Origin of the sequence: Pseudomonas sp. O39 (assembly GCF_045447295.1) — a bacterium.
GTDB lineage: Bacteria > Pseudomonadota > Gammaproteobacteria > Pseudomonadales > Pseudomonadaceae > Aquipseudomonas > Aquipseudomonas antarctica_A.
The window spans coordinates 30,970-53,555 of the sequence record NZ_JBJGXV010000001.1; the positions used below are offsets into that span (position 1 = coordinate 30,970).

The window sequence follows — 22,586 nt, forward strand, 5'->3', positions numbered from 1 at the left end:
ATATCAAGGTTTTGCTCACGCTACTCGCAGTTATGATTACGTTGTCGTAATGGCCGTCTGGATTTTCCCGAAGAATGTAGTGATCTTCGGCCCCAGCGTCGTCCCAGCTGCCAGTATTACCAATGCTACAATCGCCACGAGAATGAGGTATTCAATCGCCGTCGCGCCATCCTTGCGATGAAAAAGTAACTGAAGTTGAACATGAAGTTTAATCAACAGATCAAGAATCATCGGAATGCTCCTTGGGCGACCAGACGCCCTGCCTCGGTGCTGCACAGTAATTGCTATGTGCCATCTGAGCATTGTCAACAAACCTCACCCTCACAACTGTAAGAAGGGATTAATCACAAAGTAGTGGTTGCTTTGCTGCCCCCTTAAACCCTCGATTTCAAAGGCCGCTTCCTGCGCCGCAAAGAAATGTTTCTGTCAGTAATGGCATTTCGTCCTAGCTGAACTACCTTCAAATAGCTAAATAGTTAGTTACCGTTCACAGCAGCCAGGTGGCGGATTTAGCCTGTTTGGATAGGCGGTTTTTGGTGCAACAGGAAAGGGAGAGCCGTCATGAACACGCGTTTCAGCATGATACTGGCCGGTGTGCTTTTGGTCGGTGCGCTGTTTGCCGGTTATTGGGGGCTGGTGCTCAGTCGTCAACCTGCCCCTGCCCCACCCCCGCCGCCACAGGCCGCACCTGTCGAAAAAGCGGTTGCCGTGGTGGAAGATCAAACCCGCCAACCGGTGGTGGTACTGGCCCACGATGTGCCGCCGTTTGTTGCGCTGAATGCCACCGATTTAACCGTGGAGAAACTGCGCACGGTACCGGCCGGCAGCTTGACCAGTGTTGACCAGGCCATCGGCCGCACACCCTGGCGAGCCCTGCGCGCCGGCACCTGGCTGAACGACGACAGTTTCACCCCCGGCGGCCCGCTGGCCCGCTGGCCCGCATGATCCGCCCTGACGAACGCGCCCTGGCCGTCGCCGTCGATGAAGTGATTGGTGCCGCTGGCCAACTGAGTCCCGGCGACTACGTGGATGTGCTGCTGTACCTGCGCCAGGACGCTGCCAACCTCGAACAGTCGGCACAAGTGGTGGTCCCGGCCATGCGCCTGCTCAGCGTCGGCGATCAAATGGGCCTGACCAACGACGGTGCCCCTGCCACACCACCGGCACTCACCGCAGACGAAAAAGCCCAACGCCACGCGCCCTCTCGCACCGTGGTGCTGGCGGTGCCCGAGCAACTGCTGAGCCGACTGATGCTGGCGACCCAGGCTGGCACCTTGCGCCTGGCCGTGCGCAGCGCCGATGAACGCTTGCTGAGCCACTACTGGGCCGGCGAAAGCGATGCGCCGGGCAACCTGCAAAGCGCCAACCGCGACCTCTACCAATTCACTCAACTGGCCTTCGCCCAAGCCCCGAAAAAACTCGCCCAGGGCAGCCCACGCCGCACCGGTGTCGAAGTGATACGCGGCAATCAAGCAACCCAACAAACACCCGACTGAACAAGGATGCTGTGCATGAGCCGACGTTTCGCACCGGTGTTCACGCTGAAAATCGCCTGTGCCCTGATGCTGTCGAACTTGTCTGTAGGAGTGGCCGTGGCCGCCCCAGGCAACTGTGGCAGTTTGGGCCAACTGCCCGCAGCTCTCTCGGTTGGCGAGGGCCTGCAACAGGAGCTGCAATCACCGGTCGCGATCACGCGCCTGGCGATAGGCGACCCGAAAATTGCCGATGTCCACCTCAACGGGGATCGCGGTTTCCTGCTCACCGGTGTGGCCTCCGGCACCACCAGCCTGATGGTCTGGACAGCCTGCTCGAACACGCCGCGCCAGAGCATGGTGTTCGTCAAGGGCAAGGCCACATCAGCCCTCACCAGCCTCGCACTGTCGCCTTCCGATGACCCACTGCTGCCCAGCCAGGTGCAGACCGACATTCGTTTTGTCGAGGTCAGCCGCACCAAGCTCAAGGAAGCCAGTACGTCGATCTTCGGGCGCGGCGGCAACTTCCTGTTCGGCAGCCCCAGCAACGTGGCCAACCCGGTGAGTACGGCGTTTCGCGGCAACCTCCCGGTCAACGGCGATACCTTTAATATCGGCTTCGGTGGCGGGCGTGTGTCGGCCATGATCAACGCCCTGGAAAGCAGCGGTTTTGCCTACACCCTGGCGCGTCCGAGCCTGGTGGCCATGAGTGGCCAGAGCGCAACGTTCCTCGCGGGCGGCGAAGTGCCGATTCCGGTGCCCAGCAGCGGCAGCAACAGCATCTCGATCGAGTACAAAGAGTTCGGGATTCGCCTGACCCTGACCCCGACAGTGATCGACCACAACCGGATCTCCCTCAAAGTGGCACCGGAAGTCAGCGAACTGGACTACACCAACGCGGTGGTCATCCAGAACATCTCGGTACCGGCCCTGACCATCCGCCGCACCGACACCAGCGTGTCGCTGGCAGACGGCGAAAGCTTCGTGATCAGCGGCCTGATCAGCAGCAACAACACCACCAATATCAGCAAATTTCCCGGCCTCGGTGACATCCCGATCCTGGGTGCGTTCTTTCGCGACTCCTCGGTTAACCGCCAGGACAAAGAGCTACTGATGATTGTCACGCCACACCTGGTGCAGCCATTGGCGGCCAACGCCCAGTTGCCGTCCTTGCCGGGCGAGAAGCTGCGCAACTACGACCCGAACTGGTACCGCCTGTACTTTCTGGAAAACGGTAATTTCGACCGACTCAATGGTTTGTCCCAATGAGCGATAGCCTGAGCCAGACGTTTCTGGCAATCACGCGCAATACCACCGACCTGGAATGGCTGCAGGGCGCGCTGGCGCCGCTTGGCCAAGTGGTCAGTGCCGGTAGCGGCACCCTGGACGAGTTGCTGGCGCTGGTGGATGTAACCTTCGCCAACCTGGTGTTTATCGGCCTCGACCGTGAGCACGTGGTCGCCCAAAGCGCGCTGATCGAAGGTGCACTGGAAGCCAAGCCGATGCTGGCCATCGTCGCCCTCGGTGACGGCATGGACAACCAGTTGGTGCTCAATGCAATGCGCGCCGGCGCCCGGGATTTTGTCGCCTACGGTTCACGCTCCAGCGAAGTCGCCGGGCTGGTGCGCCGCCTGAGCAAGCGCCTGCCACCGGTCACCACCAATACCCAACTGGGCGGCCTTACCGTGATGTACGGCACCCAAAGCAATGCCGACGGCGCCCTGCTGGCCAGCCATTTGGCGTTGGTCGTGCAAAAGAGCGGCCAGCAAACCCTGCTGCTGGACCTTGGCCTGCCCCGCGGCGACAGCCTGGCGCTGCTGGGGCTGGAAAGCTCATTCAATTTCGGCGATGCCCTGCGCCACCTCAGGCGGTTGGACACCACCCTGATCAACAGCGCGTTTACCTCAGCCGAAGACGGTCTGCGCATCCTTGCCTATGCCCCCAACGACGAGCCCCTGGAGCTGACCAGCGCCGCCGAGCTCTACATGCTGCTCAGTGCCTTGCGCCAGCACTTCCAGCACATTGTGGTGAACCTCGCCGGCCAGCCGGACAGCGAAGCGCTGCGCACGTTTGTCAGCCACTGCGACAAGCTGTTGTGGTGCACCGACCAGAGCGTACTGGACTGCCGTCGCAACCTCGGCGTGCTAAAGCAGTGGCGCGAAAAAGGCATGAAACTGGAGCACGCCAAGCTCTTGGTCGACCGCTATATCAAAGGCTGCGCGCCCGACTCCGAGGCCTTGGGCAAAAGCTTCGGGCTGGAAGTGATCGCCGTGTTGCCGTTGAGCCCGGAGGTGCGCCTTAACGCCAAGAACCAGGGGCAGACCCTGTTCACACTGGCCCCTCGAGAAAGCCTGACCCTCGCGCTGAAAACCCTTGGGGAACGGCTGGCAAAGCGTTCGGAAGGCATGAAGAAACCGTCCAACACCTGGCTTGAACGCTTACTGAGAACAGGCAAATGAACGGCGAAAAACTCTTTGGCACACCGGCTCGCGGGATCGCTGGCAACACCGACCACGACGGGCTGAAGCTGGTGCTGCATCGTTACATCATCGATGCCATCGAAGAGTCGGGAAAAAACCTGCTGGAGGGCTCGCGCCAGCTGTTGGCGCAGTTTGTCATCGACAAAGTCGCTGAATACATCAACCGCATGCACCTGGCGATTTCCCGTTATCAGATGGAGCGCCTGGCCGAAGAAATCGTCGACGAGTTGACCGGTTTCGGCCCGCTGGAAGTGCTGCTGCGCGACCCGTCCGTGACAGAAATCCTGGTCAATGGCCCACACCGCGTGTTTATCGAACGTGACGGTTTGCTGCACCTGAGCGACCTGCGCTTTATCGATTCGCACCACGTCGAGCGGGTGATGCAACGCATCCTCGCGCCGCTGGGCCGACGCCTGGATGAGTCATCGCCGATGGTCGACGCCCGCCTGCCCGATGGCAGCCGGGTCAACGCGATCATCCCGCCGATCGCCCTCGATGGGCCCTGCCTGTCGATTCGTAAATTTCGCAAGGACATGCTCAAGAGCAGCGACCTGGTCGCGATGCAGACCATCGACCAGAACATCTTCGACTTCCTCCAGGAAGCAGTCGGCAAGCGCTGCAACATCCTGATCAGCGGCGGCACCGGCACCGGTAAAACCACACTGCTGAATATCCTTAGCCAATTGATCAACCCCCATGAACGCCTGGTGACCATCGAGGATGTGGCCGAGCTGCAACTGGGCCACCCGCACGTCGTGCGTCTGGAAACCCGCCCACCGAACGCCGAGGGCCACGGCGAGGTCAAGGCCAGCGACCTGATCCGCAACGCCCTGCGGATGCGCCCCGACCGCATTATTCTCGGCGAGATCCGAGGGGTCGAAGTGCTCGATGTACTGACCGCCATGAACACCGGCCACGACGGTTCCATGAGCACCGTGCATGCCAACAACGCCGGCGATGCGCTGCTGCGCCTGGAAACCCTGGTGGGGTTGACCGGCCGCGTGGTGGCGGAGAAAACCCTGCGGCAAATGATCTGCGCGGCCCTGGATGTGGTGATCCAACTGACCCGCCTGCCGGACGGGCGTCGTTGCGTCAGTGAAGTGGTCGAGGTGGTGGGCATCCGCGAAGACGTCTACGTGACCAACACCCTGTTCCGGCATGACCGGCGTACCGGCTTCGGTTTTCTGCGCGAGGCGGTCAACCCTGCCGGCGAAAAACTGCGTCGCGAACCGACACTGCCTTGAAGGAGGCACAACCATGACCGGGGCCATCCTGCTGCTCATCTGCCTGATCCTGATCGGCCTGTCGATTCGATCCTTTCAAAACGGCCTGCGCCGCGCCCAGACCGAGCGCGTGCTGGGACGGCTCGCCGAAGGCCAACCGCAGCTGACCGAAGAAGCCGGCCAGTGGAGTGGCGTGGAAAAAATGTTCCTGCGTGCGGGCCTGGGCAAACCCACCGACAGTTTGGGCCTGTGGCTGACGATGTGGGGCCTGGGCGTAGTGCTGGGGGGGTTGGTCGCCGGCTGGGTCGGCCTGCTGGTGATGCTGGTATTGCCGCTGTTGCTGTTGCGCCTGTACATCGCCTGGCGCTACCAACGACGCATCAAGCGCATGATCGAACAGCTGCCGCAATTGCTCGACCATACCGTGCGCAGCCTCAAGGCCGGGCGAACCTTGGCCGACGCGGTGCTGGGCGGTATCGAGATCACTGAGGACCCGCTGCAAGAGGCCATGGGCCGTATCCGGCGCAATGTGCAGCTGGGTGTCAGCCTGCCGGAGTCCGCCCACGACTTTGCCGAGTTCTACGAGCGTGATGAGTTTCGGCTGTTCGCGTTGGGCTTGAAGGTCAACCACCGCTATGGCGGCAACGCCAGTGAATTGTTGGAAAACCTGATCAAGATGATCCGCGAGCGCGAGCAGGCCGCTCGCCAGCTACGCGCCCTGACCGGCGAAACCCGGGTGACCGCCTATGTGCTCACCGCCCTGCCGATCTCGATGATCGGCTACTTCCTGGCGGTGAACCCCGCCTACCTGATGACCATGTGGAACGACGGCACCGGGCGCATGCTGTTGTTCGTGGCGCTGATCATGCAGCTGTTGGGCTGCTTCACCTTGTGGCGCATGTTGCGGAGCGTATGAGATGGCTATTTCGCTGCTGATCAGCGCCGTACTGTTCCTGGCCGCCCTGGCGCTGGTGCTGGCCAACTTGATAAAACATCGGCGCAGCCAACACCTGGTCGCCCAGCGTTTACAGGGCCAGATGGGCCGTGAGCACCGGTTTGGCACGCTGATGCGTCAATTGGGCAACAGCCCCATCGCGCAACGCTCGGTCAGCCTGGACAACGAAACCCAAACCCTGCTCAACCGGGTCGGCTGGCGCCAGGCCACCCAGCGCTCCATGTTTGCGGCCATACAAGTGGGCACCCCGTTACTGCTGTTGGGCGTCGTACTGGTGGGCCAGCAACTGCTGTTTCCCCACACTGCTTCGCCGTGGCTGGCGCCCTTGATTGGCCTGGGCATCGGCTATCTGCTGCCCAAGCGCATTCTGGCCAGGGCCGCCAAGGCGCGGCAGCAACGCATTGCGCGCGAGGTATCCACTTTCATTCCGCTGCTGCGCATTCTGTTCGAGTCCGGCATGGCGGTCGAACAAGCGTTACGCGTGCTGAGCATTGAAGCGCAGCGCCTGCTGCCGGCACTGACCTCTGAACTGCGCCTGATCCTGACCCGCGTCGACTCCGGCCTGGAACTCAGCGAAGAGTTGGGTAAAACCGCCAGGATGCTGGCCGTGGATGAATTCACCGACACCTGCACCATCCTCCAGCAACTGGTTCAGCAGGGCGGCGGCGCGATGAAATCGTTGCTGGCGCTCAAGCAATTGCTCGACGACCGACGTCTGACGCGCATCCAGGAATTCGTGTCGAAGATGTCCGCGAAAATGTCGGTCGTAATGATGGTGTTTTTGTTTCCCGCCCTGCTGATCGTGCTCGGGGGGCCGGCGTTCATCGGCATCTCTCGGGCCTTGAGTAACTTATGAGGAGCGCCCGATGAAAGCCTTGATAGCCGGAATGAGCCTGTTATTGCTCGGCGGTTGCGCCACCAATGGCCAGACCCCGTGGGCAGCCCTGACAGCAACCGGCACCTGCCCCAAACCCGGCGCCGACCAGGAACTGTCGCTGAACCTGGCCGATGAAATGGCCAACGACGGCAAGCTGCACGCCAGCCTGGCCAACCTGCAGAGCTTGCCGGCCAATCTGCCCCAGGTGCGCCTGCGCCAGGCCAAGGCCTATCGGTTGCTGGGACGCAGCGAGGCAGAGCCACTTTATCGCAGCCTGCTCGGCACCTGCATGGCCGCAGAAGGCGAACACGGTTTGGGGCAACTGGCCTCGGCCAAGGGTGACAACGGGCAAGCCATGTCGCACTTGCAACGCGCGGCGCGACTGGCCCCGACTGACGAAAAGATCCGCAATGACCTGGGCGTGGTGTACCTCAACCAACTGCGTCTTGAGGATGCGCGATTCGAATTCATGACCGCCATGGAGCTCAAGCAGAGCGACACGCTGGCGGCGATCAACCTGGTGACCCTGCTGATCTATCAGGACAACTGGACGCAGGCCGCACAACTGGTCACGCAAATGGGCCTGAGCCCCGAACAAGTCACCGACGCCCAGGCCAGGGCCGAAAAACTCAAGGGCTCAAGCGCCCCCATCGCCAAGGCCAAGGACCAGATCGCCACGGTCGTCGATGCAGCCAGCAACCCGAGGAATTAATGATGAAAGTGCCTTATCTCACCAGCCTGGCAGTGCTGGTAATGCCCCTGAGCGTCATGGCCATAGAACCCGGCCCCTCCTCGCCGCAGCAGGCGGCCACCGAGAACTGGCTGACGTTGCAGTCCAGTGGACGTGTCGCATCGACGACGCCACAAAAGGCCACGGCCGTGGAACGCGAACAAGCCGCCCAGCGTTTACTGGAGAGCTACAAACATCCGATTCCGGAGTATTTCGAACAGAAAGTCGGTGGGCAGACCCAAGGCAGTAATTGAGCCAATCCGGCACCCGCGTCGTGCCAAATGGAGGAGCGGGTTTGCTCGCGAATGCGTGGTATCAGCCGAGACATCCTCAGCCGATTCACCGCTTTCGCGAGCAAGCCCGCTCCCACATTTTGGCCGAGTGTGAAAGGACAGGTCAGTGGGCAGTGACACGCTGGCGCATTGCCGAATTGTTCGGCGATAGCGCCAACGCCAACTGCGTGCGGTTATGCATGTGGGTCAGGCGCAAAACCTGAGACACATACAGCTTCACCGTGTTCTCGGTGATGCCCAGCTCGCAGGCGATTTGATAGTTGGTCTGCCCCTTGCCCACCAGCCGCGCGACGTCCAACTGACGCGGCGACAACTGGTTGAAGATCGCCGGAGTTTCCACCGAGCCGACCTCCTCGGCCGACACGTCTTCGCCCTCGAGCGCTTGCGGGCTGCGGCGCACTTTATCGAGGTCCTGGTACAGATCGTTGATGGACTCGGAAAGAAATTGCAGCTTCTGGTTCAGGTGCCCCAGTTGCAGCTCCTTTTTGCGTTCTTCCAGCGCGGCTTCCTGGCGCTGCAAGCCCTCGAGCAGCTCGTGCAGATCGATCGGTTTCTGGTAGTAGTCCGCGATCCCGGCGCGCAGGGCCTTGATCACATCTTGCTTGTCGGCGCGGCCGGTCAACATGATCGCCTCAAAGGCACGTTGCTTGCCGGCAACCTTTTGCAGGGCCTGGACCAACTCAATGCCGTCCATGTCCGGCATATGCAGGTCGCACAGCACCAGGCCGATCTCGTCATCTTCGCTGAAGCGTTTCAGGGCCTGTTGGCTGGCCCCACATGGGACGCAGCGGAAACCGCTGCTTTCAAGAAACTCACAGAGCTCTTCCACGATCAGCGGCTGATCATCGACCACGAGCACTTTTACTGCAGAGGTAAGCTTGTTCACGCGCTACTCCATGCCTAGCAAGCCAATAGTTTGACTAATCCTTCACCACGAAATATTCCTTACACCTACGTATTAAACGTAGACGTACTTTCTGACTATGTACATAGCGTTAATACCCTCTGACGACTAATGGATCCAAAACCAGGCTGCAGCAAAACCCACCAGTAAAAACGGCGCGAACGGCAGCTTTTTTGACGAGTCCGGTGCCAGGTGAACCAAATGAGTTTTAAGCCCTTGACGCATAAGCGGCCAAAGCTTTGGCGCCAGTAACAGCCAGAGCAAATTGACGGCCGCAGCCCCTACAAATGCCACCAGCAAATACTCGGCATTCGATGCCAGCGCCAGGGCCGCAAGCAGCTTGACGTCCCCCGCCCCCAGACGGCCAAGGGCGTAACCGGGCAAGGTCAACAGCAGTGCCAGGATAAAGGCCCACAGCCCCTGCCCGACGGATGCTCCGAGCCAGGTGTTGCCCGTCCACACCAGATAAATCAACGCCAACAGAGCCGCGCCCAGCGTCAGGCGATTGGCAAGCAATCGTTGCCGGACGTCCTGCACCGCACACAGCGCCAACCACAACAGCACCACCGCACCCTGGATCACTAAAAAACATCCCTTTTTGCTGATTGATTCTATGCTGATATCAAGTAGTAGCCGTCAGGGTAGACGCGGTGATGAAAACAAGCCTCCCCAGAAAGCAAAAAGGCACGGCAGCGATTGAATTCGTAGCCGTGTTCGTGATTTTTTTCGCCGTGTTCTACGGCATGGTCAGCTATAGCCTGCCGCTGCTGTTATTGCAGTCGTTCAACCAGGCAACCGCCGAAGCCGTGCGGCTGAGCGTGGCCCTGGACCCGACGATGCCGGGCTACCAGGCCGCAGTGCAGAGCACCGCCAAAAACGCTATCACCACGCGTTTGTATTGGATTCCGCCAGCGTTCAACTTCAACATCAACCAAATCAACACCACCTTCAACAACGGCCTGCTGTCGGTGCAGATCAACTACCCCTCGGCCAATCTCCAGGCGGTAATGCCCTTTATTGTCCTGCCTGGCATTGGCACCGTGCCGCAATTGCCGGTGACATTGCAGGCCCAGTCGAGCCTGCAGTTTTGAGTTCGGGCGACAAACTCTTCGGGCGCCTGCTCGGCCGCGGTGGCGCGCTGGCTATCGACACGCCGGCGCCTCCTGCTGCCAGGCTGCACATACAGTTGGATGCTCAAGGCCATGTGCTGGAGATCAGCGGCACGCTGCGCCCACAGTTAGGGCAGCACGTGAACTCGCCACGCTTGCACGACCTGCTGTGCGCCCACAGTGCCCTGGCGGTGGAAGGTGTTCCGGCCGATTGGCAACGCCACAGCCTGGACCTGGATTTCCAGAGCCCGGCCGGGCACATCCTGCACACCCGGGCGATGATAGAAGCCCATGAGCACGGCTGGCTGTTGCATGCCGTGGATATCGGCGATTTGCTCGGCGGCCGAGACCGGGCCGAGCAGCGCGAACAGAACCAGCAACTGATCAGCCTGGTGAGTGAGCAATTGCGCGTGTGCAGCCTCAGCCGCTTGCCCGAGGTGTTCAACGAACAGCTATGCAATATCGCGCAACGCTGGCGCATCCCCTGTGTCGCCCTCGCGTTGCTCGATCAGGAAGATCAGGGCTGGATGATCTACAGCCAGTACGCCAACCATGACGCACCGCTGTTCTGGCACACCGGCCAGCGCCTCGGCACCTGCCTGGACAGTCTCAACGGCACGACGCCGCTGAGCCTGCAAGCACCTTATGGGCGTGGTGAGCACCCGCGCTTGCACAGCGTGTTTGGCAATGCCGATGGTTTTCTTGTGCCCTATCGCGATGGCCAAGGCATCGCCGCATGGCTGCTGTGCGGCGCCTACAGCGGCCAACCGCACACCAACGACCGAGACTGGCTGAACCTCGCCGCCGCCCTGGCCGCGCCGTTGCTCAGCCGCCTGCGCGAACACCGTCACCATCAACAACTGGAACGCCTGGAAGCCCTGCAGGGCTTGCTGGGCACTGGCTGGTTTGAGTTGTTGCCCGTGAGCGGCGAAATCCAGCTTGCCCCCCAATTGATGCGCAACCTCGACCCGGAAGAAGGTCCGACCCGGCAACCCCTGGACGCGTGGCTGACCCTCATCCACCCCGCCGACCGCCAGGAGCTGCACAGTCGCCTGCGGGACCTGCAAACCCTCGGTAAGCCCTTGCTCGCCAGCGTACGCCTCAACCGCAGCGACACCGACCGGCCGCCGACCTGGTATCGCGTGCAGGGCCAAGTGTTGGGCGCCGGCGAGCGGCGTCGTTGGGTCGGCTTCATGCTCGATATCAGCGACATCAAGAACCAGCAATTGCAGGCCGACGCCGCCCACGCCCGACTGGACAACCTGATCGCCAGCTCACCGGCAGTGATCTATGTGCAGCGCTATGTGAACGGGGCCCTGCAACCGGTGTTTTTCAGTGACAGCCTGCTCCCCTTGCTCGGCCGCACGCTCGCCGAATGCAACCACGACAGCCTGGTGCAATGGGTGCACCCCGACGACCGCGACCTGTACTTCCAGCGCACCCGCCAACTGCTGCGTGAAGGCAGCGTGCGCAGTCGTTATCGTGTGCAGAATAAGCAGGGCGACTACCACTGGCTGCTCGATGAAGCCAAGTTGCTGCGCGACGACCTTGGCGTGCCGGTGGAAGCGGTCGGCCTGTGGCTTGATGTCACCGAGGCGACCCTGGCGGCGCAACAGGTCAAGGACAGCGAGGAGCGCTACCGAATTCTCGTGGAAGACTCCCCGGCGATGATTTGCCGCTACCGCCCGGACCTGACCCTGACCTTTGGCAACACGCCACTGGCCAACTATCTGGAATGCCTGCCCGCGCAGTTGCACGGAGTGAACCTGGGGGACTGGCTGTCGGCCGAACAGCGCGGGGCATTTGTGCACCGCATCGGGCAACTGACGCCGGAATTTCCTGTCAGCACCGCAGAAATCAGCTTGCAATTACCGGGGCGTGAACATGCTTGGTGGGTGTGGTCGGACCGCGGGGTATTTGATGAGCACGGCGCTTTGGTGGAGGTGCAGGCCGTGGGCCGCGACAACACCGAAGTGCGCCGCTCCCAGCAACAACTGACGCAAAGCGCGAAAATGGCCACCCTCGGCGAAATGGCCACAGGCCTGGCCCATGAGATCAACCAGCCGCTGAACGTGATGCGCATGGCCATCGTCAATGTGCTCAAGCGCCTGAGCAATGGCGACGCTCAGGTCGATTACCTGACCGAAAAACTGCAGCGCATTGACGCACAGGTGCAGCGTGCGGCCCGTGTGGTGGACCATATGCGCGTGTTCGGCCGCCGTTCGGAGGTCGAGCAGCAACCCTTCGACCCGGCGCAGGCGCTGGAGGGCACGCTGTCGTTGCTCAGCGAAGGCCTGCGCGGCAAAGGCGTGGACGTGCGCCTGACCCAGGCGGAGGTTCCGGTGCAGGTCAAAGGCTACATCGACCAACTTGAGCAAGTGTTGATCAACTTGATGGTCAACGCCCGCGACGCGCTATTGAGCCAACGCGAGAAAAACCCCGAGCTGCGTCCCTGGATCGCCGTGCACACCGAACACGACAGCCGTCACGTGCGCATCTGGGTCGAAGACAACGGCGGCGGCATCGACCCACGGTTACTGGAGCGAATCTTCGAGCCGTTTTTCACCACCAAACCGATTGGCGTGGGCACCGGGTTGGGCTTATCGGTGAGCTACGGCATCGTAGAGAACATGGGCGGGCGGCTGAGCGTCAGCAACGGTGAACACGGCGCGCGCTTTTGTATTGAGCTGCCCAGGGCCACCGACGCTCAAATTACCAGGTAGGCTTCGCCGGTCTGGCCACAGGTCAGGTTGGCGCCAACGTTCACATTCGCCAGGCTGATGCCCAGCATGTTCAGCAGGTTGTTGAGGATCGGGTTGAGCAGCGGGGCCAGCAGGCCATCCACTATCGGCGTGACAATGGCGCTGACGCTGCCGATCAATGCTGTGACAGTCGGCACCAGCACACCCAACGGAGTCCCTCCCGACGGTTGGTAAGCAGTGATGCTTACGCCATTAAGCGTGGTCGAAAGGCTGCTCACCACGTTAGTCGCCGGGGTGGCCGCCTGATAGGTAGGCGTGAGGCCCACGTTAGGTGGCGTGGCAAACGGCGTGGTGCTGGAAAACACCAGGGATTGGTTGCTCTGCGCAATCGGGCTTTGCACCTTGATCGCGATGCCGCCGCCGGCAAAGGGCACACGGGTACCACAAGTGCCGTTACCGAGAATTTCATGACAGGTTTTGGTGCCGATATCGATCAGTGCCATAGGCGCCACCGTCATCGGCTGCGTGGTGGAAAACGCATTGGTGATATTGCCCACATTCAGTGACGCCAGCGAAGTAGTGGTGTAGGCCGTGAGGCTCTTGGTGCCCGCAGTGCCGCTCGGGCAGCTGTAGGCGGTGACATAACTGCTGGCAGCTCCGGCATCCAGCACGATGTTAAGCGGCAGGTTGCCGGACAAGGCCTGTATATCCAATTGCTGGCACCCGGCGCCCAACAGGCATAGCGCCGAGTTGAGCGTGGTGACCAGGTTCAAACTCAACAGTCCGTTGATTACCGGCGTCAGCGGACCCACCAGGTTATTCACCGCCGTGGTCAGCCCCGACAAACTGCTCAACACCGGCAAGCTGACCGTCACCTCCGTACGCACCTGAGCGGTACGCACATAAATCGCGTTCGGCCCCAGCGGGTTGGCGGCGGCAAGTGCCGGGTTGCCAATGGCCGACAACTGCGGCGGCTCTATCACTTTGACTTGGGTGGTGATATTGGCCAGCCCCAGCAGGCTCACGGGCAAGGTCGCCGCCACCGCGCTCTGGCTGTTGGACAGTTGCACCACGCCCTGAATCAGTTGAAAAACTTGCAGGTTGGCATTCAGCGCCGCAGCGGTGGTGCCGGTTTGCAATTGCAGGATTTGCCCAAGGGTTAATGGCGCCTGATTGATCGCGGCGACTTGCAGATTGCCCAGCGCGGTCAACACGTCCGCCGTCGCACCGTTGGCGGTCAGCACAGTGATTGCGGCCTGGATCAACTGCGACGCGGTGACCGTGGTATTGAGCAATTGGGTGTAGTTACCGGCGGCCACGTTCAGGTTGACCGCCAACTGGTTGAGGTAACTGAGCAGATTGATGTTGGTGTTGAGCAAGCCATTCCAGCCAGCGAGGGTCAGGTTGACGTTGCCGCCGAGCAAGCCGCTGAACAGCGGGTTCAACAGGCTCGCGCTGGCCGTGTTGACGCTGGCCAGGGTGCTGTTGATGGTGAGCTGGGCCAACGATGGCGCAGGCATCGCCGCGACTGCCGTCGCCGTCAATACAGTGTTGACGCTGACCGGGCCGCCGGAAAAGAGTGTCCAGATTCCGCCGGCCACGCTGGTGGTGACGGTTTTGCTGACCACCACTTGAATCGCCGATGACACCGCAGGGTTTGCACTGAAGGTGCGCAGCCCCGACGCGGCGGTCGTTACCGTGCCGCAAAGGGTCGCCAGGGTATTGCCGTTACCCACCACAAAATTGTTCCGAGCCACACTCTGCGCCGCGTAAGCCGCTGCGCTCAGGCCCGCCACACAGGTCCCGCCGCGACTCACGGCCTCCAGCGCCGCCGTATCCGCCACACCCTGCAGCTTGCGCTTTTCCAGGTACAAACGGCCGCTGTCGACCACCAGCAAGGTACAGACCAATACCAACGCCAACACGCCGACCGCCATCAAGCCAATGGCACCGCGCTGCTTGTAAGCCAATCGGGGAGACATCGAGCACTCCTGTGCCGGCGAGTTGCCGAGCGCTTACTCTCCTGGGGTGTCAATGAGTGTAGACAAGGGCTGGGGAGGATGACGGGCAAATGTGGGAGGTGCCTTGCTCCCACACAGCTCAGATGGCGGGGTTCAGTGCGGTGGGTAATTGGAAAGGATCTTGGTCACCGTGGTGCGGATGGCATTGCTGCGGTCCTGCGGGTTCGGCGTGCTGCTCATCATCTGCTCGTCGCTGCCACGCCACACCAGCTTGCCATCCTTGCCGTCCAACAGGTCGACCTGCAGGGTTGCGACCTTGTAGGTGATGTTGCGCGTTTCGTTGTACATCGGCGCGCCCCAGTAACCGTTCCACGGGCCGCCCCATGCTCCACCGTAATTGGTGGTGACTTGTTGCTGGCGGTCTTCGACGATCAGGTAAACCTGCACCTTCAGGTCGGCCTTGGTGCCTGCCGCAGCGGGACGCAGGCCGCGTTGGTCGAGTTGTTCGCCCACAGCCTGGCGGATGCGTTGCTCAGTGAGGTCACTCTTGATGCGCGGGTCATCCGGTCGATATTGCAGGGCCGGGTCTTTCCAGGCCCAGTTGCGATAGGCGCCGAAGTCGCGGCTGGCGTCATAGTCGTTGTTGACCTGACTGGTCTGGCAGCCCCCCAGCAGTACAACAACAGCAAGTGCAGCGAAGCGACGAAGCATGGTTGTTCTCCAAAAAACGGCATAGACCTGAGATGAGAATAGCTGCTAACTGGGCGGGTAGGCAGTCATTGCCTTCTGCATTGCCTCGCGCAGTGCATCCGCGCGTTCGCTCAAGCTGCCCTGGCTGGTCGTTTCGGCGCTGGTGCTCCAGACCGGCTGGCGGGTGCGGGCATCGAACAGGCTGATACGCGCCACCGCCACCGTCACTTCATAGGTGCGCACCACCGGCACCGAGTTGTACATGCCGTAACCGTTGCCATAGCGGTTATAGCCACCGTAACCATAGCCATAGTCGTCCTGGACCTGGCGCAGGCGCTTTTCCAGGCGCACATCGGCGCTTACCAGCAGGTCGGGCGCACGGTTGTCATGCAAGGGGCGCAAGCCGCGCTGGTCAAGGGCGCCGCTGACCGCCTCGGCAATTTGCGCCGAGTCGGCCCACGCCGAACCCGCCGGCAGTTGGCCGTTAAGCCAGGCCCAACTGCGGTAGGCGCCATAGTCGCGCACCGGCGCCGGGTAGGCGCTGGCATCAAAGGTGTTGGCCGCCTGTGCCGGAGCCGGCGGCATCGGGGCCGAGGCGGCCACGTAAGGATTCGGGCTGGAACATGCTCCCAAACCCAGGGACAACAGGATCAAACAGAGACGACGCATTTCGACCTCCGCAGACTGGGCCGCTAAACTGGACGGCATATCCAGTGCAAATAACGCCCAAGCCCGGCAAAGCTTGGGTGACGACGGTGAGCGAGTTCCATCTCCAACAAATCCTGTAAATCGGCGCGGGCCTGGAATTCCACCGGCATATAGTCGTGGAACACCCGCACGCCACTTTGGCTTTCGACCTGCCATAGCCCTTCGAGTTTCGCCGCCAATTCCCGTGGGTCGAGGGGTTGTTGCGGCGTAAGGCTCTGCTTTTCGCCGGCCATGTCGTTCTTGCGCATTTTGCGGAAGTGGCCTTTGAGCAGGTTGCGGTAAATCAGCGCATCACGGTTGTAGAACGCCAGCGACAACCAGCCGCCGGGCACCGTGAGTTGGTGCAGCACCGGCAGTATCGCATGGGGTTCGGCCAACCATTCCAGCACCGCATGGCACAGCACCAGGTCGTAAGGTTCGGTGAGTTGGCCGAGCAGGTCCTGCCAGGGCGCGTGAATAAACGTCGCCGTCTGCCCCGCATCCGCAAAGCGTTGGCGCGCGCCTTCGAGCATCGGCTCGGCGGGCTCGGCCAGTGTGACCTGATGGCCGCGTTCGGCCAGCCACAACGACATATGCCCCAGGCCGGCGCCGATATCCAGCACGCGTAACGGGCGGTCCGGCAACGCTTCGGTCAGGTCGGCCTGGAGCACCGCCAGGCGAATCGCCCCTTTGGCGCCCCCGTAGATTTTCTCGGCGAAGCGCGTGGCCAACTGGTCGAAATGACGATCACTCATGGGCAAACCGCCGTTCGCTGTCGGCCAGTTTGGCGCGTACCACTTCATTCATATCCAGGCCCAGCTCACTGCACAGCAACAGCAGGTACAGCACGATATCGCCGACTTCCTGCCCGGCATGGGCGAGCTTGTCTGCGGGCAATTGGCGCGATTGGTCTTCGGTCAGCCACTGGAAGATTTCCACCAGCTCGGACATTTCCACGCTGGCGGCCATGGCCAGGTTTTTCGGGCTGTGGAACGGCTTCCACTGATTGTCATCGCGGATACGGTGCAGGCGTTCGGTGAGGTGTTCGAGGTTCATGCGGGGGCTCCTGAAGGTGTATAGCTTCGGGCGGATGATTGGCGAAGGCAAGTGAATCCCTGCACGCCGTAAACCTCTATGCTAGAAGGGAACTCGCGTGCGCCGATAACGACCAAAGGCTCAGGTCCGGCAGCTACGCCCACCTATTCATCAGGACACACACATGCAAACAGACTTTTTCGGCTGGCTGGGTCTCAAAATCGGCCAGATCATCCACTTTATCGTCGAGCTGTTCAGCGGGCTGTTCAACACGCTGTCCCATGCCGGCGGCGATTTTGTCGACGGGCTATCCAAATCCCTGGGCATGGACACGTCGATCATCAGCATCATCACCCTGATCATCGGGCTGTTGCTGCTGTACTCGGCAGTGCGCGCGTTTATGCGGGCGTCGATCATTGCGGGCATTATCTGGTTGATGCTGGGCCTTTGGCTGCTCAGTTGGGTTGTGCACTGATACTTGAAAACACTCACGATACTCACCGACTGGCGCGACCGCCCCACCCATCGCCGTGTCTGGGCCCTGGCCGCGCCGATGATTTTGTCGAACATCTCGGTGCCACTGGTAGCGCTGGTCGACAGCATGGTCATCGGCCACTTGCCACACGCCCACCAACTGGGGGCCGTGGCCGTTGGGGCCAGCCTCTATACCTTCCTCGCCTGGGCCATGGGTTTTCTGCGCATGGGCTCCACCGGGTTTGCCGCGCAAGCCGCCGGGCGTGGCGATGGTGCAGCGTTGCGGCAGGTCCTGCTGCAAGGTCTGTTGCTGGCTCTGGGCCTGGCGATGCTCTTGGGCACGGTGGGCATCCCGCTGAGCCAGTTGGCGCTGGAATGGATGCAGCCCTCCCCCGAGCTGAATCAACTGACCCGCGATTTTTTCCACATTCGCTTGTTCGGCCTGCCTGCCGCGCTGGCCAGCTATGCCTTGGTCGGCTGGTTCCTCGGCACCCAGAACGCCCGTGCACCGCTGGCGATTCTGCTGACCACCAACCTGGTCAATATCGCCCTGAACCTGTGGTTCGTTCTTGGCCTGGATTGGGGTGTGGTCGGTTCCGCGCGCGCCTCCGTCATTGCCGAATGGACCGGCGCCCTGCTTGGCCTGGCGCTCACGCAAAAAGCCCTGCGAGCCTACCCCGGGCATATCGCCTGGGCCGCACTCAAGCGGTGGCAAAGCTGGCGCCCGCTGCTGGCGGTGAACCGCGACATCTTCATCCGCAGCCTGGCCCTGCAATCGGTATTCTTCATGATCACGGTGCAAGGCGCCCGCCTGGGCGATGCCACCGTGGCGGCCAATGCGCTGCTGCTCAATGGCCTGTTGCTGACCGCCCATGCCCTGGACGGTTTGGCCCACGCAGTCGAGGCCCTGTGCGGGCACGCCATCGGCGCCCACGACCGGCAGGCGTTACGCCGTTCATTGGTGGTCGCCTGCGGTTGGTCATTGATCGCCAGTGTGGGCTTCGCGCTGCTGTTCACCTTTGGCGGCCACCTGTTTATCGCCATGCAAACCAACATCCCCAGCGTGCGCGAAACCGCCGATATCTACTTGCCTTATCTGGCGGTGCTACCGCTGATTGCCGTGTGGAGTTACTTGCTGGACGGCCTGTTCATCGGCGCCACCCGCGCACGGGAAATGCGCAACGGTATGCTGCTGACAGTGGTGATTTTGCTACCGTTCGCGTGGGTATTGCAGAGCTACGGCAACCACGGCTTGTGGATAAGCTTTCTGCTGTTCATGGCCTTGCGCAGCCTCACGCTGTGGGCGATCGCTTGGCGATTGAACAAAAGAAACGCGTGGCTCGGCGAGCCGACCTGTTAGTTCTCACAGGTTACAAAACCCCGCTACCGACGTTGAATGAAGGTTGGGCCTGCAAAGCGATACGTTTCTGGCCTCAACCTTCTTTCAACTCAGGGACGGACAAACATGGGCAGCAATATCGTATTTATCCTCGGCGCGTTGCTAGTGGTCGGTTTAATCGTGGCCGCCACGATGCGTGCGGCCAAGGCGAAAAAATCGCCGCCACCCAGCGACGTCGTCACTGAACCTGCCATTCAAACCCCACCGATAACCCCGGGCACCGGCGAGTGGGCAATCAAACCGGGAAGCGACACACCTGCAACCCTGCCGGAGCTGCCTGTCTCAACCGCAGTGGAGGTCTGGAACCAGACGGGTTTCCAGGTGTTCGTGACGCAGCAGGGCATTAGAGCGACCCTGTCGCCCCAGGGTCGCACGCTAATGAATAATGGCGTTGCGCTGACAATCACGCCCGCATCACCGGATGACACGCTGCGCTCCGTCGCGCTGGAGGAAGCCAGTACCGAGACCTCAACCGTGTACAGCCTCATCGTCCATTAGCGCCAGCCTCACTGGCCCGGAGTGGACTGGATAAACGCCGTGACCCGATCAAGCACCGGCGCCAGCCAGCGCAAGGGCTTGGCAATGGACGCCACCAGCGTCGCATGGTTGGTCTTGGTGAAGTAAAACTCCTCGACCGGCACCCCCGCGTCGCGCAACTTTTTCGCCAGCCCGCCCGTGTTGCGTGTGGGGTTGACCAGCGTGTCGCTCGCAGAGGCAATCAACAGGCTCGGCGGCGCGCCATGGCTGACGTGGTTGATCGGCTGGGAGTCAGGTGGGGAATTCGGGAAGAAAAACACCGGGCGCACATCGCGGTTATCAATCGGCAGGAAGTCATAGGGCCCGGCCAGGCCGATCCAACCCTTGAGCATCGAGGGCGACAATCCCACGGCTTTCAACCAGCGCCCGTCCAGTGCCAGCATCGAGGCATTGTAGGCACCGGAGCTGTGGCCCATCAGGTAGAACTGCGTGGGGTCGGCGCCGTATTCGGCGATGTGTTGACGTGTCCAGGCCACCGCTTGGGCGCCGTCTTGAAGAAAGGTCGGGTAACGCACTTGAGGGTAGAGCCGATAGTCGGCGATCACGACAACGATGCCGCGTGAGGCCAGTGCCTCGCCGACAAAACCGTAATCGTCCTTGGAGCCGCTGTTCCAGCTGCCGCCGTAAAAAAACACCACGACGGGCGCATTGGGTGCGGCCGCGACAGGGCGGTAGATATCGAGTTTTTGGCGCGGATCAGTGCCGTAGGCGATGGATGCGGTTTTGGTGAAGGTGCTGGAGGGCGTCAGTGCGTTGAGCACTTTGATCGGGGAGCATGCCGCGAGGAATGCGGCGACTGCCAGGGTGAACGCTTGCAAGAGTTTGCTCGACATCGTTCAGACCTCACAAAGAAGGTACAACCAAACGAAGATCTAAATGTGGGAGTGGGTTTGCTCGCGAAAGCGGTGAATCAGTTAACACATGTGTGACTGATGTACCGCTTTCGCGAGCAAGCCCGCTCCCACATTTTAGATCTCTGCCAGCCGATATTACGAGGACAGGTACGAAGAGCGGGTCAAACCGAGACGCAACGCATCCAGGAACTGCGTGCGCTCACTGGCACTGATCTTCGCGCTCGCGCACTTGTCGCGGTAATGCGTCATCAACTCCTCCGGCGACAAGTGCACATAGCGCAGCATGTCTTCGATGGTGTCGTGGGTCTCGATACCGGCGCTGTACACCGAACCGTCTTCGCGCTGGTAGATGTTCACCGAATCGGTATCACCGAACAGGTTGTGCATGTCACCGAGGATTTCCTGGTAAGCGCCCACCAGGAAGATGCCCAGCAAGTAGTCTTCACCTTCATTCAGGGCGTGCACCGGCAGGCTGGTCTCGATGCTCTGCTCGTCGACGTATTGCTTGATCTTGCCGTCGGAGTCGCAGGTCAGGTCTTGCAGCACGGCGCGGCGCAGCGGCTCTTCGTCGAGGCGGTGCAGCGGCAGAATCGGCAGGACCTGGCCGATGGCCCAGGTGTCCGGCAAGCTCTGGAATACCGAGAAGTTGCAGATGTACTTGTCGGCCAGCTTGTCATTGAGTTCGTCCAGCACTTGGCGGTGCGAGCGCTGACGGGCTTTCAACGAGTTGTGCAGGCGACGGCACACGGCAAAGTAGCACTGCTCGGCGAGGGCTTTTTCCGCGAGGGTCAGTTTGCCGTCGGCGTACTGGGTGGCCACGTCGCTCATGTAGTGAGTGGCGCGCCAGTAGGTTTCGGTGACCATCTCGATGTCGGTCGGGCCCAGCAGGTCCACCAGCCATTGCACGGTTTCCGGCAGGCTTTCCTTGTTTTCGATTTCCGGCACGTCGTCGTTGTGTTTTTCGACGTCAGTGACTTGCACCACCAGCATGGCGTGGTGGGCGGTCAGGGAGCGACCGCTTTCGGAGAAAATGTTCGGGTGCGGCAGGCTCTGCGCGTCGCAGAATTCCTTGAGCATGCCCACGACCACACCGGCGTAGTCGTCCATGTCGTAGTTGATCGAGCTGGCGTTACGCGAGTGGGTACCGTCGTAGTCCACGCCCAGGCCGCCGCCGACGTCGATGTGGTCCACCGGCAGGCCGAGGTTACGCAGTTCGCCGTAATAACGAATGGCTTCCTTGAACCCGTGCTGGTAGTCGGCCAGGTTGGCAATCTGCGAGCCCATGTGGAAGTGCAGCAGGCGAATGCCTTGATCGAGGCCAGCCGCGCGGAAGCGCTCGACCACCGACAGCAACTGCGCCGCCGACAAACCGAACTTGGACTTCTCGCCACCCGTGTCCGCCCATTTGCTCGACGCCAGCGACGACAAACGCACGCGCAAGCCAACCTGTGGCTTGACCTTGAGGTTGGCGGCTTCTTCGATCACCAGGCCGACTTCGGATTCTTTCTCGATCACGATGAAGACGTTATGGCCCAGCTTCTGGCCCATCAGCGCCAGGCGGATGAACTCACGGTCTTTGTAACCGTTGCAGACGATGGTGCCGCCCTTGGGTGCCAGGGCCAGCACCGCCAGCAGCTCAGGCTTGGAACCAGCTTCCAGGCCGATGGAAACGTCCTGGGTGGCGATGATGTTCTCGATCACCGCTTCCTGCTGGTTCACTTTGATCGGGTACAGCGCGGTGTACTTGCTCTGGTATTCCAGGCGTTCGATGTTGGAATCGAAAGCGCCGGTCAGTTGGCGTACACGGTCTTGCAGGATATCGGGAAAACGCACCAGCAGCGGCAAGGACAAACCGCTTTTGCGCAGCTCGTCGACTTGCTCGTACAGATCGACGGGCGTGCTGTTCGGGCCGTTCGGACGGACTTCAACGCGACCGGCATCATTGATCGCGAAATACCCGGCCCCCCAATGGCGAATCCCGTAAACACTGCGGCTGTCCGCAACTGTCCATTGGCTGCCATCGTCTTTGCGTGTGCGTCGTACGGACATCGAAGTCCCCTATATAAAGTCGAAGATCACCGCGCCCTTCTGTAAGGCTGGCGAAGTCTAAAGAATGAAAATGACGATTTGCCTGTAAGCAAGGTAGACCCCACTCGCAGGACAGAGTTTAGACACCGGTCAGGAACAGGCTCTGTGAAAACCAT

At 61.2% G+C, this 22,586-nt stretch carries 22 protein-coding genes and 1 pseudogene; 13 read left to right on the forward strand and 10 right to left on the reverse strand.

Annotation, left to right across the window (positions count from 1 at the left end; all coding sequences use genetic code 11):
- Window positions 1-36: 36 nt before the first annotated feature.
- Window positions 37-231 carry a Flp family type IVb pilin gene (locus tag ACI77D_RS00150; protein ID WP_053254159.1) on the reverse strand — a complete coding sequence of 65 codons (195 nt, stop codon included), beginning with the start codon at window positions 229-231 and terminating at the stop codon, window positions 37-39.
- Window positions 232-561: 330 nt separating this feature from the next.
- On the opposite strand from ACI77D_RS00150, the pseudogene cpaB reads away from it, so the two are divergent.
- The 8 genes and pseudogenes from cpaB to ACI77D_RS00190 all read left to right on the forward strand — a co-directional run bounded on the left by cpaB (window position 562) and on the right by ACI77D_RS00190 (window position 7,991).
- Window positions 562-1,496: pseudogene (gene cpaB, locus ACI77D_RS00155) on the forward strand (Flp pilus assembly protein CpaB).
- A 15-nt stretch (window positions 1,497-1,511) separates the two neighbouring features.
- Entirely contained in the window at window positions 1,512-2,741 is a 1,230-nt protein-coding gene (locus ACI77D_RS00160; RefSeq protein WP_064450509.1) for a type II and III secretion system protein family protein, read from the forward strand.
- Window positions 2,738-3,931 (forward strand): pilus assembly protein, encoded by a 1,194-nt coding sequence (locus ACI77D_RS00165; protein WP_064450508.1) that lies wholly within the window; start codon window positions 2,738-2,740, stop codon window positions 3,929-3,931. Before ACI77D_RS00160 ends, ACI77D_RS00165 begins: the two co-directional genes overlap by 4 nt.
- Window positions 3,928-5,196 carry a CpaF family protein gene (locus ACI77D_RS00170; RefSeq protein ID WP_407015843.1) on the forward strand — a complete coding sequence of 423 codons (1,269 nt, stop codon included), beginning with the start codon at window positions 3,928-3,930 and terminating at the stop codon, window positions 5,194-5,196. The genes ACI77D_RS00165 and ACI77D_RS00170 overlap by 4 nt, the downstream gene beginning before the upstream one ends.
- Window positions 5,197-5,209: 13 nt before the next feature.
- On the forward strand, window positions 5,210-6,091 hold the full coding sequence (locus ACI77D_RS00175; protein WP_064450506.1) for a type II secretion system F family protein: 882 nt from the start codon (window positions 5,210-5,212) through the stop codon (window positions 6,089-6,091).
- Window position 6,092: 1 nt separating this feature from the next.
- Window positions 6,093-6,986, forward strand: a complete 894-nt coding sequence (locus ACI77D_RS00180) for a type II secretion system F family protein (protein WP_064450505.1) — start codon at window positions 6,093-6,095, stop codon at window positions 6,984-6,986.
- 10 nt (window positions 6,987-6,996) lie between these two features.
- Window positions 6,997-7,719 carry a tetratricopeptide repeat protein gene (locus tag ACI77D_RS00185; protein ID WP_064450504.1) on the forward strand — a complete coding sequence of 241 codons (723 nt, stop codon included), beginning with the start codon at window positions 6,997-6,999 and terminating at the stop codon, window positions 7,717-7,719.
- Between the two features lie 2 nt (window positions 7,720-7,721).
- Entirely contained in the window at window positions 7,722-7,991 is a 270-nt protein-coding gene (locus tag ACI77D_RS00190) for a DUF3613 domain-containing protein (protein WP_064450503.1), read from the forward strand.
- Window positions 7,992-8,133: 142 nt separating this feature from the next.
- Here the strand turns inward: ACI77D_RS00190 and ACI77D_RS00195 are convergent, their stop codons facing one another.
- Together ACI77D_RS00195 and ACI77D_RS00200 are read right to left on the reverse strand one after the other, a co-directional pair.
- Window positions 8,134-8,916, reverse strand: a complete 783-nt coding sequence (locus ACI77D_RS00195) for a response regulator transcription factor (protein WP_407015844.1) — start codon at window positions 8,914-8,916, stop codon at window positions 8,134-8,136.
- A gap of 126 nt (window positions 8,917-9,042) precedes the next feature.
- Window positions 9,043-9,516 (reverse strand): prepilin peptidase, encoded by a 474-nt coding sequence (locus ACI77D_RS00200; protein WP_064450501.1) that lies wholly within the window; start codon window positions 9,514-9,516, stop codon window positions 9,043-9,045.
- 71 nt (window positions 9,517-9,587) lie between these two features.
- On the opposite strand from ACI77D_RS00200, the gene ACI77D_RS00205 reads away from it, so the two are divergent.
- A complete protein-coding gene (locus ACI77D_RS00205; protein WP_064450500.1) occupies window positions 9,588-10,025 on the forward strand; it encodes a TadE/TadG family type IV pilus assembly protein in 438 nt (145 codons plus the stop codon).
- Window positions 10,022-12,766, forward strand: a complete 2,745-nt coding sequence (locus ACI77D_RS00210; RefSeq protein WP_407015845.1) for an ATP-binding protein — start codon at window positions 10,022-10,024, stop codon at window positions 12,764-12,766. The genes ACI77D_RS00205 and ACI77D_RS00210 overlap by 4 nt, the downstream gene beginning before the upstream one ends.
- Here ACI77D_RS00210 and ACI77D_RS00215 read toward each other — a convergent pair.
- From ACI77D_RS00215 to ACI77D_RS00235, 5 genes are all read right to left on the reverse strand, one after another.
- Window positions 12,751-14,727, reverse strand: a complete 1,977-nt coding sequence (locus ACI77D_RS00215) for a pilus assembly protein TadG-related protein (protein WP_407015846.1) — start codon at window positions 14,725-14,727, stop codon at window positions 12,751-12,753. The genes ACI77D_RS00210 and ACI77D_RS00215 overlap by 16 nt on opposite strands.
- Window positions 14,728-14,859: 132 nt before the next feature.
- Window positions 14,860-15,417 carry a DUF4136 domain-containing protein gene (locus ACI77D_RS00220; protein ID WP_262666920.1) on the reverse strand — a complete coding sequence of 186 codons (558 nt, stop codon included), beginning with the start codon at window positions 15,415-15,417 and terminating at the stop codon, window positions 14,860-14,862.
- A gap of 45 nt (window positions 15,418-15,462) precedes the next feature.
- The gene (locus ACI77D_RS00225) at window positions 15,463-16,065 is read right to left on the reverse strand and encodes a DUF4136 domain-containing protein (protein ID WP_053254146.1); all 603 of its coding nucleotides are present in this window, start codon (window positions 16,063-16,065) and stop codon (window positions 15,463-15,465) included.
- Between the two features lie 23 nt (window positions 16,066-16,088).
- Complete coding sequence (locus tag ACI77D_RS00230) at window positions 16,089-16,838, reverse strand: methyltransferase (RefSeq protein WP_407015847.1); 750 nt, start codon at window positions 16,836-16,838, stop codon at window positions 16,089-16,091.
- Window positions 16,831-17,139 carry a MazG-like family protein gene (locus ACI77D_RS00235; RefSeq protein WP_064450495.1) on the reverse strand — a complete coding sequence of 103 codons (309 nt, stop codon included), beginning with the start codon at window positions 17,137-17,139 and terminating at the stop codon, window positions 16,831-16,833. The genes ACI77D_RS00230 and ACI77D_RS00235 overlap by 8 nt, the downstream gene beginning before the upstream one ends.
- Window positions 17,140-17,302: 163 nt before the next feature.
- Between ACI77D_RS00235 and ACI77D_RS00240 the strand changes: the two genes are divergently transcribed.
- The 3 genes from ACI77D_RS00240 (at window position 17,303) to ACI77D_RS00250 (ending at window position 19,489) form a co-directional block, all read left to right on the forward strand.
- Window positions 17,303-17,593, forward strand: coding sequence for a hypothetical protein (locus ACI77D_RS00240; RefSeq protein WP_053254143.1), 291 nt, complete (start codon window positions 17,303-17,305; stop codon window positions 17,591-17,593).
- A gap of 3 nt (window positions 17,594-17,596) precedes the next feature.
- On the forward strand, window positions 17,597-18,952 hold the full coding sequence (locus tag ACI77D_RS00245) for an MATE family efflux transporter (RefSeq protein ID WP_407015848.1): 1,356 nt from the start codon (window positions 17,597-17,599) through the stop codon (window positions 18,950-18,952).
- Window positions 18,953-19,057: 105 nt separating this feature from the next.
- Complete coding sequence (locus tag ACI77D_RS00250; protein WP_407015849.1) at window positions 19,058-19,489, forward strand: hypothetical protein; 432 nt, start codon at window positions 19,058-19,060, stop codon at window positions 19,487-19,489.
- Between the two features lie 8 nt (window positions 19,490-19,497).
- Here the strand turns inward: ACI77D_RS00250 and ACI77D_RS00255 are convergent, their stop codons facing one another.
- Together ACI77D_RS00255 and speA are read right to left on the reverse strand one after the other, a co-directional pair.
- Window positions 19,498-20,361, reverse strand: coding sequence for an alpha/beta hydrolase (locus tag ACI77D_RS00255; RefSeq protein WP_407015850.1), 864 nt, complete (start codon window positions 20,359-20,361; stop codon window positions 19,498-19,500).
- A 156-nt stretch (window positions 20,362-20,517) separates the two neighbouring features.
- The gene (gene speA / locus ACI77D_RS00260) at window positions 20,518-22,431 is read right to left on the reverse strand and encodes an arginine decarboxylase (protein ID WP_064450491.1); all 1,914 of its coding nucleotides are present in this window, start codon (window positions 22,429-22,431) and stop codon (window positions 20,518-20,520) included.
- Between the last annotated feature and the right edge of the window lie 155 nt (window positions 22,432-22,586).

Bases quoted from the DNA above. Each gene is read 5' to 3' on its own strand.
- ACI77D_RS00150 (WP_053254159.1), bottom strand. From the start codon at position 231: ATGATTCTTGATCTGTTGATTAAACTTCATGTTCAACTTCAGTTACTT.
- ACI77D_RS00160 (WP_064450509.1), top strand. From the start codon at position 1,512: ATGAGCCGACGTTTCGCACCGGTGTTCACGCTGAAAATCGCCTGTGCC.
- ACI77D_RS00165 (WP_064450508.1), top strand. From the start codon at position 2,738: ATGAGCGATAGCCTGAGCCAGACGTTTCTGGCAATCACGCGCAATACC.
- ACI77D_RS00170 (WP_407015843.1), top strand. From the start codon at position 3,928: ATGAACGGCGAAAAACTCTTTGGCACACCGGCTCGCGGGATCGCTGGC.
- ACI77D_RS00175 (WP_064450506.1), top strand. From the start codon at position 5,210: ATGACCGGGGCCATCCTGCTGCTCATCTGCCTGATCCTGATCGGCCTG.
- ACI77D_RS00180 (WP_064450505.1), top strand. From the start codon at position 6,093: ATGGCTATTTCGCTGCTGATCAGCGCCGTACTGTTCCTGGCCGCCCTG.
- ACI77D_RS00185 (WP_064450504.1), top strand. From the start codon at position 6,997: ATGAAAGCCTTGATAGCCGGAATGAGCCTGTTATTGCTCGGCGGTTGC.
- ACI77D_RS00190 (WP_064450503.1), top strand. From the start codon at position 7,722: ATGAAAGTGCCTTATCTCACCAGCCTGGCAGTGCTGGTAATGCCCCTG.
- ACI77D_RS00205 (WP_064450500.1), top strand. From the start codon at position 9,588: ATGAAAACAAGCCTCCCCAGAAAGCAAAAAGGCACGGCAGCGATTGAA.
- ACI77D_RS00215 (WP_407015846.1), bottom strand. From the start codon at position 14,727: ATGTCTCCCCGATTGGCTTACAAGCAGCGCGGTGCCATTGGCTTGATG.
- ACI77D_RS00220 (WP_262666920.1), bottom strand. From the start codon at position 15,417: ATGCTTCGTCGCTTCGCTGCACTTGCTGTTGTTGTACTGCTGGGGGGC.
- ACI77D_RS00225 (WP_053254146.1), bottom strand. From the start codon at position 16,065: ATGCGTCGTCTCTGTTTGATCCTGTTGTCCCTGGGTTTGGGAGCATGT.
- ACI77D_RS00230 (WP_407015847.1), bottom strand. From the start codon at position 16,838: ATGAGTGATCGTCATTTCGACCAGTTGGCCACGCGCTTCGCCGAGAAA.
- ACI77D_RS00235 (WP_064450495.1), bottom strand. From the start codon at position 17,139: ATGAACCTCGAACACCTCACCGAACGCCTGCACCGTATCCGCGATGAC.
- ACI77D_RS00240 (WP_053254143.1), top strand. From the start codon at position 17,303: ATGCAAACAGACTTTTTCGGCTGGCTGGGTCTCAAAATCGGCCAGATC.
- ACI77D_RS00250 (WP_407015849.1), top strand. From the start codon at position 19,058: ATGGGCAGCAATATCGTATTTATCCTCGGCGCGTTGCTAGTGGTCGGT.
- ACI77D_RS00255 (WP_407015850.1), bottom strand. From the start codon at position 20,361: ATGTCGAGCAAACTCTTGCAAGCGTTCACCCTGGCAGTCGCCGCATTC.
- speA (WP_064450491.1), bottom strand. From the start codon at position 22,431: ATGTCCGTACGACGCACACGCAAAGACGATGGCAGCCAATGGACAGTT.